General features: G+C 70.2%; 15 protein-coding genes. 9 read left to right on the top strand and 6 right to left on the bottom strand.

Annotation, left to right across the window (positions count from 1 at the left end; genetic code table 11):
* Nucleotides 1-251: 251 nt before the first annotated feature.
* Nucleotides 252-680, top strand: a complete 429-nt coding sequence (locus tag KBZ04_RS06770) for a hypothetical protein (RefSeq protein ID WP_254991185.1) — start codon at nt 252-254, stop codon at nt 678-680.
* Here KBZ04_RS06770 and KBZ04_RS06775 read toward each other — a convergent pair.
* Nucleotides 613-1,299 carry a class I SAM-dependent methyltransferase gene (locus KBZ04_RS06775; RefSeq protein ID WP_254991186.1) on the bottom strand — a complete coding sequence of 229 codons (687 nt, stop codon included), beginning with the start codon at nt 1,297-1,299 and terminating at the stop codon, nt 613-615. The genes KBZ04_RS06770 and KBZ04_RS06775 overlap by 68 nt on opposite strands.
* A 151-nt stretch (nt 1,300-1,450) precedes the next feature.
* On the opposite strand from KBZ04_RS06775, the gene KBZ04_RS06780 reads away from it, so the two are divergent.
* Nucleotides 1,451-1,813: a 2Fe-2S iron-sulfur cluster-binding protein gene (locus KBZ04_RS06780; RefSeq protein ID WP_254962822.1), complete on the top strand. Its 363-nt coding sequence runs from the start codon at nt 1,451-1,453 to the stop codon at nt 1,811-1,813.
* Nucleotides 1,814-1,819: 6 nt separating this feature from the next.
* Entirely contained in the window at nt 1,820-2,185 is a 366-nt protein-coding gene (locus KBZ04_RS06785) for a Spx/MgsR family RNA polymerase-binding regulatory protein (RefSeq protein ID WP_254991187.1), read from the top strand.
* Here KBZ04_RS06785 and KBZ04_RS06790 read toward each other — a convergent pair.
* Nucleotides 2,182-3,699, bottom strand: a complete 1,518-nt coding sequence (locus KBZ04_RS06790; protein ID WP_254991188.1) for a hypothetical protein — start codon at nt 3,697-3,699, stop codon at nt 2,182-2,184. The two genes, KBZ04_RS06785 and KBZ04_RS06790, sit on opposite strands and share 4 nt — an antisense overlap.
* Nucleotides 3,700-3,766: 67 nt before the next feature.
* On the opposite strand from KBZ04_RS06790, the gene lepB reads away from it, so the two are divergent.
* Nucleotides 3,767-4,495, top strand: a complete 729-nt coding sequence (gene lepB / locus KBZ04_RS06795; protein ID WP_254991189.1) for a signal peptidase I — start codon at nt 3,767-3,769, stop codon at nt 4,493-4,495.
* Here the strand turns inward: lepB and KBZ04_RS06800 are convergent.
* Nucleotides 4,449-5,723, bottom strand: a complete 1,275-nt coding sequence (locus KBZ04_RS06800) for a dihydroorotase (protein WP_254991190.1) — start codon at nt 5,721-5,723, stop codon at nt 4,449-4,451. The genes lepB and KBZ04_RS06800 overlap by 47 nt on opposite strands.
* 26 nt (nt 5,724-5,749) lie before the next feature.
* Complete coding sequence (locus KBZ04_RS06805) at nt 5,750-7,075, bottom strand: histidine phosphatase family protein (RefSeq protein WP_254991191.1); 1,326 nt, start codon at nt 7,073-7,075, stop codon at nt 5,750-5,752.
* Nucleotides 7,076-7,159: 84 nt separating this feature from the next.
* Between KBZ04_RS06805 and KBZ04_RS06810 the strand changes: the two genes are divergently transcribed.
* From KBZ04_RS06810 to KBZ04_RS06830, 5 genes are all read left to right on the top strand, one after another.
* A complete protein-coding gene (locus KBZ04_RS06810) occupies nt 7,160-8,578 on the top strand; it encodes a CPBP family intramembrane glutamic endopeptidase (RefSeq protein ID WP_254991192.1) in 1,419 nt (472 codons plus the stop codon).
* A gap of 57 nt (nt 8,579-8,635) precedes the next feature.
* On the top strand, nt 8,636-9,076 hold the full coding sequence (locus KBZ04_RS06815; RefSeq protein ID WP_254991193.1) for a hypothetical protein: 441 nt from the start codon (nt 8,636-8,638) through the stop codon (nt 9,074-9,076).
* A complete protein-coding gene (locus tag KBZ04_RS06820; RefSeq protein WP_409995941.1) occupies nt 9,076-10,929 on the top strand; it encodes a peptidoglycan D,D-transpeptidase FtsI family protein in 1,854 nt (617 codons plus the stop codon). The genes KBZ04_RS06815 and KBZ04_RS06820 overlap by 1 nt, the downstream gene beginning before the upstream one ends.
* Before the next feature lie 100 nt (nt 10,930-11,029).
* Nucleotides 11,030-12,199 carry a transaldolase gene (locus KBZ04_RS06825; RefSeq protein ID WP_254991194.1) on the top strand — a complete coding sequence of 390 codons (1,170 nt, stop codon included), beginning with the start codon at nt 11,030-11,032 and terminating at the stop codon, nt 12,197-12,199.
* A gap of 76 nt (nt 12,200-12,275) precedes the next feature.
* Nucleotides 12,276-12,665 (top strand): Crp/Fnr family transcriptional regulator, encoded by a 390-nt coding sequence (locus tag KBZ04_RS06830; protein ID WP_254991195.1) that lies wholly within the window; start codon nt 12,276-12,278, stop codon nt 12,663-12,665.
* A gap of 35 nt (nt 12,666-12,700) precedes the next feature.
* Here the strand turns inward: KBZ04_RS06830 and KBZ04_RS06835 are convergent, their stop codons facing one another.
* Nucleotides 12,701-13,840, bottom strand: a complete 1,140-nt coding sequence (locus KBZ04_RS06835; protein WP_254991196.1) for an NAD(P)/FAD-dependent oxidoreductase — start codon at nt 13,838-13,840, stop codon at nt 12,701-12,703.
* Nucleotides 13,837-14,028: ribosome recycling factor (locus KBZ04_RS06840; RefSeq protein ID WP_254991198.1), on the bottom strand; the 192-nt coding region annotated here is incomplete at its 5' end. The genes KBZ04_RS06835 and KBZ04_RS06840, both read right to left, overlap by 4 nt.

Here is a 14,028-nt window from a genome sequence, read left to right on the forward strand (position 1 = left end):
CACCCAGCAGCTGCTGGCTTCGATCCTGGAGGAGGTGCAGGCGATCCGCGCCCGGCTCGATGGGGCCGATGCCCCCCCCGCCGACCTCCACCTGCACCGCCAGCAGCACTCCCAGTCACGGCCGGCGGCCTGAGGCCCCAACGCTGTCGGAAACCACCCACAGAAGGGCCGAACGGGCCGATCGGTGGCAGAATCACCCAAACACCCTTTGTTTCCCGTCGAGTGCACCGGTCCGTCCGCTGCACGACTGCATGGATCACGTCCAACACGCCCGGCCCTTCCCCCGCTCCGGTTCCCATCACGGAACCAAACCGTCCATCGCCGCCTCTGGCTCCCTCCTCAGCACCGGATCATCGGGCAGCAGCGCCGGTGGTGTCTCCCTGGCCCCTGCCGCCGGCGACGACCAGCCCAGCGGAGAGCCCGACAGTCCGGGGCCCAGATCCCCTGGCTACGGCAACGGTACGGACGCAGCCTCCGACCTCTTCTTCGACCAGCCCTTCGGAGCCGTTGCCGGATTCCTGCTCGGCCTCGTGACCCTGCTGGTGCCCCTGGCCGGGGTGATCACCGACCGGCCCCTGCTCCCCGGCGATCAGGAGTCCATCGAACCGCGCTTCAGGCCCGTCGCTGTAGCAGAAAGCCCTGGAAGTCGAGGGCCTGGAAAAACGGTGCCGGATCGCTGAGGCCGGCGGCCTCCACCAGAGCCGTCAGCCGGGCGATGCCGATGGGGTGGAAGCCCTGAATCTGGGCGGTGGGATCCACCGCCCCTCCAACCACCCCGCTGGCCCGCTGGAAGCAGCGCCAGGCCTCGGCCACCTGGGGCGACAGGGGCGAGCGCTCCGGGCGCATCAGATCGACGAGCACCAGCTGTCCCTGGGGCCTGAGGCTGCGGGCGAGGGCGGTCAGAAAGGTCAGCTTGGTGCCGTCGTCGGGGAGGGACTGCAGCACCAGCACCGACAGGGCGCCATCGAAACGGGCCTCGGCACCCAGTTGCTCCACCGTCGCGTGGTGCCAGTCGATCTGGCCCCTGTTGTGCAGCCTCTGCCGGGCCACCGCCAGCATCTCCGCCGATGGATCGATGGCGGTGAGCCGCCAGTCCGGCCGCTGGCCATCGGCCTCCAGCAGTTCGGCCCCCGTGCCACAGCCCGCCACCAGCACCTCCGCCGCTTGCCTTGACGCCAGGGGAGAGGAGGCCAGCAGCGCCACCGACAGGCGAGCGAGACTGGCGTAACCGGGGATCAGCTGCTGCACCACCAGGTCGTAGGTGCCTTGCCGGGCCGGGGCGGGATCGGAAGAGAGCAAGGTCTGCGGGCAACCCGCCCATCGTAGGGAGCCCCTCCGGGCCGCCCCGATCCGATCCCAAGGCCACGATCCTTTCCCAAGGCAACGAAAGTGGGATCGTTGGGACGCGGTGTGACCTAAGTTGGGCGGCGCCCCCTACCCACGATCGACCGTGCCCACCATCCGTTTCGAAAAGGAAGGCCAGCAGGTTGGTTGTATTGAAGGGGCGAATCTGCGCAAGGCGGCCCTTGACGCCGGGGTGAATCCCTACACGGGCCTCAACAACCTCAACAACTGCGGCGGCCTCGGCCAGTGCGGCACCTGTGTGGTGGAAGTGGTGGAAGGGGCCCGCAACCTCTCCCCCCGCAGCGACGTCGAGGAGGTCTACCTGGCGGATCGTCCCTCCAGCTACCGCCTCAGCTGCCGCACCACCGTCAACGGGGACGTCACCATCCGCACCAAGCCGGACTCCGGTGTGGGCAAGGGCTCCAACAGCCTGGTCGGCGCCCTCAAGGCCCTCGTCGGCCGCAAGTGAGCCTGCATGGCTGATCAGGCGGTCCATCGCCTCTTTCATTACGCCGGCTGCAGCACCTGTCGCAAGGCGTTGGCTTGGATGCGGCATCGGCAGATCCCGTTCGAAGCCATCGACATCACCAACGCCCCCCCGTCCCTGGAGCTGCTCAGCGAGGCCCACCGCCAGCTGGGTGGCTTCGGCCGGCTGTTCAACACCAGTGGCCAGAGCTACCGGGCCCTGGGCGCCGCCACGGTGAAGGCGATGGACACGGCCACGGCCCTGGCGGCCCTTGCCGCCGATGGGCGCCTGATCAAGCGTCCCTTTCTGGTCACGGCCTCGGGGCGGATCGTCACCGGGTTCCGCCCCGAGGAATGGCAGGAGCTGCTCGGCTAGGCCGGATCGTTGCCTTCGCCCGGACCTTGGGAGCCCTTCACCATCAACTGGTCGAGCTCCTCGATCAGCCCTTCGATGCCGGCCCGGCTGATCTGGCTCAGGTAGGTCCCCTTGAACTCCTCGAGGAAGGTGCAGAGCAACTGCTGGGAGCGTTCCAGGGCCGGTCCGCTCTCCAGGGCTTCGGCCAGTTCCTCCCAGAAGCGGTCGATGAAGCGCTGCAACAGCTCCAGCTGCTGGTCATCGCGCCGGCTGAGGCGCTCCCCGGTGCTGCGGGTGAGGTCGAGCAGGCTGTCCACCATCCCCCCGGCCAGCTGGCGGGAGAGCCCCTTCTCCACCTGCAGCAGCGGCTGGAGCTGGCGCAGGCCCGGCGGCACGATGGCGTTCTGGAGGCTCTGCTGCAGGGCATGGCCCAGCACCCCCTGCAGCTCGGGCGCCAGGCGCGGCGCCACCCGCACCAGCAGCAGGGGGCCCCAGATCCGCAGCAGTTCCACCAGTTCCCGCTCATCGTTGCTGACCACGGTCTGATGGCTGCGCAGGGCCCGGATCCGCATCGGCCAGCGGCGTGAGCGGATCAGCTGCTGCAGGCCATCGATCAGCTGCAGCGCCAGCACCTCGAACAGCTCGACCGCCAGCAGGGCCACCACGCCGCGGCTGATGACGGCCCGGATCGGCTCGATGGTGATCAGCCCGCTGGTGTGCAGCCGCTCCAGCACCGGCACCACCCGCAGCAGGCGCCAGAAGGGCAGCAGCAGGGGCAGGTCGATCCAGCGCCGCAGCAGGGCCCGGTTCCAGCTCAGGCCCGGCAGGCGGCGGCGCAGGCGGTAGGCCCGCAGCAGGATATCCAGGGCGAAGACGCTCTGGAACAGAATCAGGTCGTAGCGCCAGAAATGGTCGGTGGGGCGCCCGTTCTCATCGATCGAGCGCCAGTAGGTGGTGGCCACCAGGGGCAGCACCTGCTGGCGCCAGAACAACCGCTCCTGGTCCCAGGGATGGGAGGCCAGCCAGGCGGGACTCAGCAGCACCGCCGCCGCCTGCTTGGCCGAGTCCTTGTCGGCGCGCTGGCGCAGGCGGTTCTTGATCTTCTCCAGGGTGCCGGAGGTGCCCGAGGCCAGCATCGGGTTGGAGTCGATCATCTCGACGGTGAGCCGCACCTGCTCCACCAGGAGCTTGTCCTGGGCGGGGCTGGGCCGCCCCGGGGGGCCCTGGCGCAGGGCCGCATCCAGGCGAGCGAACTGGTCCAGGTAGGCCTGGGTCTCGCGGTGGGGTTCGATCCCTTTGATCGGATCCACCCAGGGGGTGATGTCGGGGATGAAGGTGAGCGGCACCACCAGGGGCACCGACGGCAGCGGGTAGAGGTTGCGCTGCAGCCAGAAGGTGCGCAGGGGGATGTAGGTGACGTCGAACGCCACCCACACCAGATTCAGGGCGGCCCAGAGCGCCACGAAGCGATCCCAGCGGCGGCCCAGGCCACTGGAGGGCAGGGCCAGGGTCTGGTGCCAGCGTGGGCGTGCCATCGGGGACGCGGCGGGCGGATGCGTGCCTAATCTGCCTCCCGACCACCGAACCTGCCGCGCGTACCCCTTGAGCCCATCGGATCCCCAGGTCGACGACGGCGCTCGCGACGAGCCGCAGCCCCACTCAGAACCGCGACAGGAAAGCCCCTGGGCCTTCTGGCGCAGTGTCCTGATCACCCTGGCGGTGGCCCTGGGGATCCGCCAGTTCCTGCTGGAGGCCCGTTACATCCCCTCCGGCTCCATGCTGCCGGGCCTGCAGCTGCAGGACCGGCTGCTGGTGGAGAAGCTCACCTTCCGACAACGGCCCCCCAAGCGCGGCGAGGTGGTGGTGTTCCGCTCCCCGTACCACTTCGATCCGATCCTCACCGGACCGACCAAGCCCGGTGGATTGCGCTGCCTGCTGGTCAACCTGCCCCTGATCGGTTCCCTGCCGGGCCTTCAGCAACCGGCCTGTGACGCCTACATCAAACGGGTGATCGCGCTGCCCGGGGAGCGGGTGGTGGCCGATCCCCGCGGGCGCGTCACGATCAATGGCCGCCCCCTCGACGAGCCCTACGTCCGCAACTACTGCCCCGTCGATCGTCAGGGGGTCGGCCCCTGCCGCACCCTGGATGTGGTGGTGCCCCCCGGCCATCTCGTGGTGATGGGCGACAACCGGGCCAACAGCTGGGATGCCCGCTTCTGGCCCGGCGGTCCGCTGCTGCCCGAATCCGAGCTGATCGGCCGGGCCTTCTGGCGTTTCTTCCCGTTCAGTTCGGCGGGCCCGCTGCCAGAACCCAGCCAGCTGGATCGCTGAGCCCTGTGGCGATCACCCGTCCCTGCAGCTGACGGTCCCGGCAGGGCCGGTTGGCCGCCAGGGAGCCCGGCGATGCGTCCGCCCAGCGCCAGGCGTGGCCAGGGTCAAACAGCAGCCACTGGCGCGTGCCAGGGGCCAGCAAGGGCTGGGGCCGCCCCAGGAAGCGGGCGGGTCCCCAGCAGAGCGCCTGCCAGAGCTGCTCCGCCCGCCAACCCTGGCGTCCCACCAGCTCCTCCCAGAGCAGGGACAGCACCAGGCCATGGCCAGCCACCCCAGGGCGGCGTTGATCCAGGGGCAGCAGCTCCTCCTCGGCATCGAGGGCCACGTGGTGGACCGCAACGGCACTGATGACGCCATTGGCGAGGGCGTCGATCAGGGCCCGTCGGTCGGCCGGTGCCCCGAGGGCGGGCTCCAGCAGCCAGCCGTCCTCGGCCGGATCAAGGCCACCACTGTCTGCCACCAGATGCCACCAGCACACGGAAGCCATCGGCGGGCGGGCCTGGCGCCGCAGACGCGCCACCGCTTCAGCGGTGGAGACATTCATCAGCCGCAGCTGGAGGCCGGGCAGGTCGCCGGCCAGGTTGAGCAGGGTCTCCAGGGGGAGGGTCTCGCTGCCGGGGGGGTCGAGGGGCCAGCCCGCCCGCAGGGCCTCCACCCGCTCCCGCACAAAACCCCGCTGGGCCAGGGACCGGTCCCGGGGCGGCAGCAGCACCGGCCGGTCCCCCATCTCGGCGAGCCTCAGGCCCCGCTCCAGCAGGTCGATCGGCGGCAGGGTCGCCCCGGCCGCCAGGCCGCAGGCGCCGGCGGCCAACTGGTCGGCGTGGGGGGCCAGCTCCCGGTCGAGGCCATCGACACTGAAGCTGCCCCAGGGGAGCAACTCCAGAGGCTCGGGCCAGCTCCAGCCGAGCCGCTCGGGGCGGTCCCGCCAGGTGGGGGCCCAGGGAAGCAGGGCCACGGTGCCGTAGCCCCCGGCGGCGGCGGCGGCCCCAAGGCTGGCCAGGGTTTCCGCCCTCCCCTGCAGCGGCTCCTCCAGCACACTGTGGGGATCCACCAGTGCGGGGCCGAACCAGCACCCGTCGGCACTGACGCAAGCCTCCCCTGACACGGCGGACAAATCCGGATCGATCGCCACCAGCACGCCGTCCTCCAGCAGCACGTCGGCCCGCCGGGGCGGCCGGCTTGGGGCTTCCAGCAGATGCACCCCGCGGATCAGCAGCTGACGGACCATGGCAGGGGCCTCGGGGGGTGGGCCGGCTAGAGGGCGCCGGCGGCCGTGCGGTCGATGACGCCGCCCAGATGGGCGGTGAGGTTGAGGGCGGTCACCACCGGCGTTGCCGTCGCCCCCCGGGGGTAATCGATCACGGTGACACCGCCGTTGCCCTGCTTCACGGTCCAGATGTCGCCGGGGGAAAGACCGAGCAAGGCGCAGAGGATGGTCTTGTTGACCGCATCATGGGCGACCACCAGGGCCGTCTCCTGGGGCCCCAGCCCGGCAGCGATGTGGTTCCAGGCCGCCAGGGACCGGTCCCACACCTCAACGATGGTCTCGCCCTCGGGCATCTGCACCGTTTCGGGGCTGCGTTTCCAGGCGGCCAGGAGATCGGGCCAGCCGGCGGCGATCTCGCTCTCCAGCCGGCCCTCCCAGAGGCCATGGCCGATCTCCCGCAGCCCCCGGTTGGTGGTGAGGGGCACCCCGGGGTGGGAACCCAGGATCACCTCGGCGGTGCGCAGGGGGCGGGCCATGTCGCTGCTGTAGGCGCGCTGCAGCGGGATCGGCGCCAGGAAGGCCCGTGCCGCCTCCGCCTGGGCCAGGCCGTGGGCATTGAGGGGGATATCGATCTGGCCCTGGAAACGGCCCTCCCGGTTCCAGTCGGTCTCGCCATGGCGCACCAGCAGCAGCCGGCAGCCCGCTCCGGCCGGCGGCAGGGGGGCACCCAGGTGGGCGGTGCCGTTGAGGGATTCCAGCTGCACCGAAGCACGCCCCCCCTCGCCGCGGACCAGGTTGAGCACGGAAATGGACGCGTTGTCGAGCCTCAGGCGCAGGAAACCACTGGCCGGCAGCCCGAGCAGATGCAGCACCAGGCAGCGCAGGATGGCGTTATGGGCCACCACGAGCACGGTGTCGCCATCGCCGTGGCGCGTCAGCAGCCGATCGGCGAAGCGGCCCGCCTGCTCCAGCAGCTCGGGCACCGGCAGAAAACGGCTGCCGTCGGCGCGCTGCATCTCCATGGTCTCGGGGGCCTCGCGCCAGCGGCGCTCCTGCTCCGGATCCAGCACCCGCACCTCGCTGCGCAGCAAGCCGCTCCAGGGCGCCAGATCGATCTCCAGCAGATCGTCGTCGTAGTGGGGGCTCAGCGGCGAGCCATGGCTGGCGAGCAGGGCCGCCGCCGTGGCGCTGGCCCGCTGCAGGGGCGAGCTGTAGACGGCACTGAACGGCAGCTCGGCCAGGGCCTCGCCCGTGCGACAGGCCTGGCGCTGCCCCTCCTCGGTGAGGTTGGAGAGGTCGTCACGGCCCTGGATGCGGTGCTCCAGGTTGAAGCTGCTCAGCCCATGGCGGACCAGCACGATGCGAAGGGGCACGGTGCTTGTGGCGCAGGCCCGGCCATCGTATGGGAGCGGCCAGAGTCCAGGGGCAGGGGAGAATCAGCTGCCCTTGCCACCGAGGTGGTCCGGTTGAACGGAACCCCTTCCCGATCCGGACCCCCCGCCGCACCGCCGGGCTGGAAGAGCCTGCTGGCTCTGCTCAGCCTGGCCCTCTGCGCCCTGTTGTGGGTGGGGGGGCTGATCGACAGCCTGGAGCGGCCGTCGGTGGTGGATTCCCTCAGCCTGCGGCAGCTGGAACTGGGGGCGCTGGCAGCCGACGCTGTCCCACCGGGCCTGCGGCCGCTCCTGGCCGGGGAGGCCCCCCGCCAGGACCTCAAGCTGGAGCTGAGGCGGCAGCTGGAGGCCTCCGAGGAGCCACCGCTGGCCCTGCGCCGCCTCGAACTGGCCCTGCTGGAACGCTCCGAGGCGGATCCTGCGGCCCCGGTCGATGCGACGGAACTGGAGCCACTGGCCACCCAGGTGGACGCCGGGCGACGCCCCCTGGTCGACGCCCTGCTCGACGGACGCTCCGTGGATGCCCGGCGGCGGCAGGAGCTGCTGGCCCCCTGGTCAGCGCCCCTGATGGTGCAGCAGCTGGTCTGCGAACAGCTGCCGGGGGACCCGGGGACCTGTCCGGCGGAGGAGCGGTCCCTGGGGCTGCTCTTGAGGCTGCTGGCGGTGACCACGCTGCCGGCCCTGTTTCTTCTGGCGGGGGTCGTCCTGCTGCTGCGCCAGGGCTGGATGGCCTGGCGTCAGCGCCTACCGGCCGCGCCACCGCTTCTGGGTCCACCCCTGAGCCCCGTCGATGTGACCCTGCTGATCGCCGGCGGGTTCGTGGTGCTCGGGGAGGTCGTCGTTCCGGTCGTGGTGCAGCCGCCGCTCCAGATCGTCCTGGAGCGCCTGGCCACACCGAGGGCCCTCAGCCAGGGCATCGAGGTGCTGGTGCTCTACGCGGCCCTGATGGCGACGCCCCTGCTGCTGCTCGGCCTGATGCTGCCGCGCCGTACCCCCAGTCCTGCGGGGGGCTGGCTGCAATGGCAGTGGCGGCCTGCCCGGTCCGCCTTCAGCGGTGCCCTCGTCAGCCTGTTGATGGTGCTGCCGGTGGTGACGGCCTCCAGCTGGGTCATCGACAGGGTCTGGAGCGACCCAGGCGGGAGCAATCCGCTGCTGGACCTGGTGCTGACCAGCGCCGATCCCCTGGCCCTCTCCTGCTTCGCCCTCACCGCCCTGGTGGTGGCGCCCCTGTTCGAGGAGCTTCTTTTCCGGGGCGTGCTGCTGCCGGTGGCGGGCCAGAGGCTCGGTGGCGCCGGCGCGGTGATCCTCAGTGCCGCCGTGTTCGCGATCGCCCACCTGAGCCTGGCGGAGCTGGCGCCCCTGTTCGTGCTCGGCCTCGGACTGGGCTGGTTGCGGTGGCGCAGCGGCCGACTGGGCTCCGCCATTCTGATGCACGCCCTCTGGAATGGGCTGACCTTCATGAATCTCCTCTTTCTCGCCGACTGACACCGCTTGCTGGCGCCCCCCTGGGGTGGTTCACTTGCGCAGTGCCTTTCAGGTCCCTTGGCCGCCTCCCCCGCCCCACGCAGCCAGAATCCCCTGCCCAGACTGAGGCCCCTCCATCTGATCGAGGGGTCCCTTTCGGCGCGCAAGATTGAACGGCAGGCGCCCTGGCTGGCCGGTCTGCATCGGATCAGCAGCGGCGCCCTGGTGGGACTGGGGCTCTCCATGCTCGGCCTGAGTGCCCTCACCCTCCACTGGCAGAACCAGTGGGCCCACAGCTTCGCCCAGTTGCAGGCCTCCAAGACCCTCGAGCACCGCATGCAGGAGTCCTCCGCCCTGCTCGAGCAGCACCACCTCAGCCTGGTCCGGCGGCCCGGTCTGCTGGAGCCCACCAGCAGCGACAAGCTGATCCACCTGCCTGAGCCCCGCAGCAACCGTCCCCGCGCTTCCCTTCCCCTGCTCGCCGGCTTCCAGCTGCGCGCCATTCCGGCCGGCTATTGATGCCTTCCCCGTTCCGTTCGAGGTCCTCCGGCGACGTCGGCGGCCAGGCCGACGCCGACAAGGGCGGTGGGCGCCGCGGCAAGGGGACCGCGACGCGGCGGGTGGTGGAGATCCAGCCGATCCCCACCGGCCGGATGCTGGCCGTCTATCTGCTGCTCTGCGCGGCCCTGGTCGGACTGGCGGGACGCCTGGCCTGGCTCCAGGTGGTGCAGGCACCGGCTCTCCAGGCCAGGGCCAGGGCCATCCAGACCCAGGCGATCACCCCCATCGGCAAACGGCGCACCATCGTTGACCGCATGGGGCGGCTGGTGGCCCTCGACGAGGAGCGCTTCACCCTCTGGGCCCATCCGCGCTACTTCAACCTGCCCGGCGACGACCCCCAGAACATTCGCCCCCCCGCCGACGTCGTCCGGGAACTGTCCAAGGTTCTGGCGCGGCCCCCGGGCGACCTGCTGCAAACCATCGGCAGCCGCCGCAGCGGCGTCAAGCTCGCCACAGGCCTGGACCCGGAAACGGCCCACCGGGTGCGGGAACTGGGCATCAGCGGCATCGATCTGGAGGCCTACCCGCAGCGGGTTTACCCCCAGGGTCAGCTGTTCGCCAACGTGGTGGGCTTCCTCAACCTGGAGCGGGTCGCCCAGGCGGGCCTGGAGCAGAGCCGCGACCGGGATCTGCGCCGCCAGGAGGTGACGATGAGCATGCGCCGCGGCGCCGACGGCACCCCCCTGCCGGATGGCCTGCAGGCCGGGGCGCTGTATGGCGACGACCTGCGGCTGCAGCTCACCCTCGATGCCCGCCTGCAGCAGGTGGCCCAGCAGGCGCTGGGCAAGCAGGTGAAGCAGTGGAGGGCCAAGCAGGGCGCCGCCCTGGTCATGAATGCCCGCAACGGCGAGATCCTCGCCCTGGCCTCCACCCCCAGCTACGACCCCAACAAGTTCTGGAGCTACAACCCCGCCCTGTTCCGCGAATGGTCGGTGCAGGACCTCTACGAGCCAGGCTCCACCTTCAAACCGATCAATCTGGCCCTGGCCCTGCAGGAAAAGGCGATCCGCCCCGGCGACAAGGTGAACGATGTGGGCCAACTGAGCATCGGTGGCTGGCCGATCTTTAACCATGACCGCCGCGCCAACGGTCTGATCGATTTCCCCACGGTGCTCCAGGTCTCCAGCAACGTGGCCATGGTGAAGGCCATGTCCCAGGTGAAGCGGGATCGCTTCTGGCACTGGCTGCGGGCCTTCGGCATCGACGAGATGCCTGACACGGACCTGCCCGGGGCCGTGGCCGGCCAGCTGAAGAGCCGCAGCGAATTCACCTCGGCGCCGATCGAGCCGGCGGTCGCCGCCTTCGGCCAGGGCTTCTCCCTCACGCCCCTCAAACTGCTGCAGTTGCACGGGATGCTGGCCAACGGTGGCCGGCTGGTGAGCCCCCACATCACCCGAGGTCTGCGCTCGGGCGATGCCCTGGCCAGCGCCACCGCCCCGACGGGGGTTCAGCTGCTGGATCCTGCGGTGACCCGCACCGTCGTCAACTGGATGGAAACGGTGGTGGAGAACGGCAAGGGGATGAAGATTCCCGGTTACCGCATCGCCGGCAAGACGGGCACGGCCCAGAAGGCCCGCAACGGCGTCTACATCCCCGGGGCCAGGATCTGCAGCTTCGTGGCGATCCTGCCCGGGGATGATCCCGGTTACGTCGTGCTGGTGGTGATCGATGAGCCCCAGGGCGGCAATGCCTACGGCTCCACCGTGGCCCTGCCGGTGGCCCGCCAGATCGCCGAAGCCCTGCTCGTGATCGAGAAGGTGCCCCCCAGCCAGCCGGTCGTGCGGGGGGCCCGGACAGCCACCCCGTCCTGAGGGCCGGCCCTGTCCTCATTTCCACAACCCCGGTGCCTGGCCCCTGGGGGCCATGGCTAGCGTCAGGTCCTGACGACCTCCCTCCCGACGCCGTTCCACGATGGCCAACCTGCTCGAACAACTGGCCGCCATGACCGTGGTGGTGGCTGACACCGGCGACATTGAGGCGATTCGCCAGTTCACGCCGCGGGATGCCACCACCAACCCGTCGCTGATATTGGCGGCGGCCCAGATTCCGGCCTACCAGGACCTGATCGACCGCTCCCTGCGCGAATCCCGTGAGGTGATCGGCGCGGCGGCCCCCGCCGAGGACGTGGTGCGCGAGGCCATCGACGAGATCAGCGTCACCTTCGGCAAGGAGATCCTCAAGATCGTGCCGGGCCGGGTCTCCACGGAGGTGGATGCACGCCTGAGCTACGACACCGAGGCCACGATCACCAAGGCCCGCAAGCTCATCGGCCTCTATGCCCAGGCCGGCATCGGCACCGACCGCGTGCTGATCAAGATCGCCTCCACCTGGGAGGGCATCAAGGCGGCGGAAGTGCTGGAGCGCGAAGGCATCCATTGCAACCTCACCCTGCTGTTCGGCTTCTCCCAGGCCGTGGCCTGCGCCGAGGCGGGCATCACCCTGATCTCCCCCTTCGTGGGGCGCATCCTCGACTGGTACAAAAAATCCACCGGACGCGAAAGCTATCCCGGCCCGGAGGATCCCGGCGTGCTGTCGGTGACGCGGATCTTCAACTACTTCAAGACCTATGGCTACGGCACCGAGGTGATGGGCGCCAGCTTCCGCAACATCGACGAGATCGTCGAGCTGGCGGGCTGCGATCTGCTCACCATCTCCCCGGCCCTGATGGACCAGCTGCGGCAGAGTGAGCAGCACCTGGAACGGCGTCTTGATCCCTCCCGACCCGGCGCGGCCGAGGCCAGGATCCACGTCGACGAGACCACCTTCCGGACGATGATGGCGGCCGATCCCATGGCCAGCGAAAAGCTCGATGAGGGCATCCGCGGTTTCTCCAAGGCCATCGAGACCCTGGAAGGTCAGCTGGCCCACAGGCTGGCGGTGATCGAGGGCGGAGCCGCCTTCACCCATGCCGTGCATGAGATCTTCCTGCTCAACGACCTCGACGGTGACGGCTGCATCACCCGCGAGGAATGGCTCGGCAGCGATGCCGTCTTCGACGCCCTCGACACCGACAACGACGGTCGCCTGGCCCCGGAGGATGTGCGCGGCGGCCTGGGAGCTCCGCTGGCGATCAGCCGCTGAACGTCCGCTCCGGACCCCATTCCTTGATCAGATGTTCACCTTGATGGGCAAAGATGGGGACCCGTCCCGCTGACGAATGACCCACACCGTCCATGCCCTCGACACGATGCGCGCCCTCGCCGCCAAGGGTGAGGTGAGGGATGTCGAGGCCGGTTCCGTCATCTTCAGTGCCGGCGAAGCCGGCGACTGCATGTTCGGCCTGCTGGAGGGAACGGTGCGCCTCAGCTGGAATGGCGATGCGGGCCACGAGGATATCCAGGCCGGCGACGTCTTCGGAGCCGGGGCCCTGGTCACGTCCGAACACCGCCGCTACGGCCAGGCCACGGCCCTCACCCCCTGCCAGCTGCTGGTGATGAACCGTGAGAAGTTCCTGTTCGCCGTCCAGGAGGCGCCGATGTTCGCCATCGAGCTGCTGGGCTCGATCGACCAGCGCCTGCGGGACCTCAAAGGCGTGCCCCGCACCTGAGGCTGGGTAGACCGGTGAAGGGCTGGGGAGTTGCCTCAGCCCCGCTGGAACAGCAGCCGCCGGATCACCCGCTGGGCGATCTCCCCGTAGCCCATCTCACCGGAGAGGATCTGGGCGATGCGCTGGGGAGCGGTGGGTCGCTTGACGCCCAGCTGGTAGCCCACCCGGGGCACCCGGTAGAACACCTGGGCGATGCGTTTACCCCAGGCCATCGAATCCCCCCAGGCCTCGCGCATGCGCAGGCTGTACTGCTCCAGGGCGGGACCATCGCCATCAAGCCAACGGTCGAGGGCGACGGCCGCTTCGCAGCCGCTCAGCAGGGATGGCCGCAGGCCCTCGGCCAGGAAGGGATCAGAGAGGGAGGCGGCATCGCCGACCGCCACCAGGCCCGGCCCGTGCAGGGCATGGTGGCCGTTCCAGAGCCTCAGCTGGCCGTGCCTGCGATCGCCGGCGCCCGCCGGCAGCCCCAGACTGGGCAGCAGGGCGGAGAGCACCGCTTCGCTGTCGGCCTCCTGCTGGCCAACGAAGGTGCCCACCCCGATGCTGTAGCCCCCCCGCCGGGGAAACACCCAGCAGAAGCCGTGGTGCACCAGACCGAACTCGAAGCGGGCCATGTCGGCAGGATCGGGATCCGCCGCCACCTCCACCGAAACGGTGGCCGCGAAGCGGGGACGGGGCGGGCCCAGGCCGAGGGGAGCCGCGAAACGGGAGCCGGAGCCATCGGCGATCACCACGGCCCTGGCCCGCAAGGGCCCCTCGCCGGGCCCCCACACCTCCCAGAGGCCATCGTCGCCGCGCTCGATCCGCTCGGCCCGGCAGCCATGGCGCAGGTCGCAGCCCGCCTGGACGGCCTGCTCGGCCAGGAAGGCATCGAGCACGCTGCGGCGCACGATCCAGAAGGGGGCCGCGCCGGGCAGCTCCGCCGTCACTGGATCCTCCAGGCACCAGGTGAACCGCACCCGGCGGATCACCTGGTCAACGGCCGGGGCCAGATCGAAGGGGAACCAGCGTTGCACCGAGGCGGCCATGCCGCCACCGCAGGGTTTGGACCGTCCCGGGGCCTGGGCCTCGAGCAGGATCACGCGTCGGCCACGGGCCGCGAGGTGGAAGGCCGCTGCACCGCCCGCGGCCCCGGCACCCACGACGATCACATCGGCATGGGCGGTCTGGCTCACACCTTGAGGATCTCGGCTTCCTTCTCCGCCAGCTTCTTCTCCAGTTCGGCGATGTAGCGGTCGGTCAGCTTCTGGACCTTCTCCTGTTCGTCGTGGCTCTGGTCCTCGGAGAGCTCCCCGTCCTTCTCCTGCTTCTTGATCCGGTCGACGCCCTCACGGCGGAGGTTGCGCAGACCCACCTTGCCCTC

This window comes from Cyanobium sp. N5-Cardenillas (genome assembly GCF_024345515.1).
Classification (GTDB): Bacteria; Cyanobacteriota; Cyanobacteriia; order PCC-6307; family Cyanobiaceae; genus Cyanobium.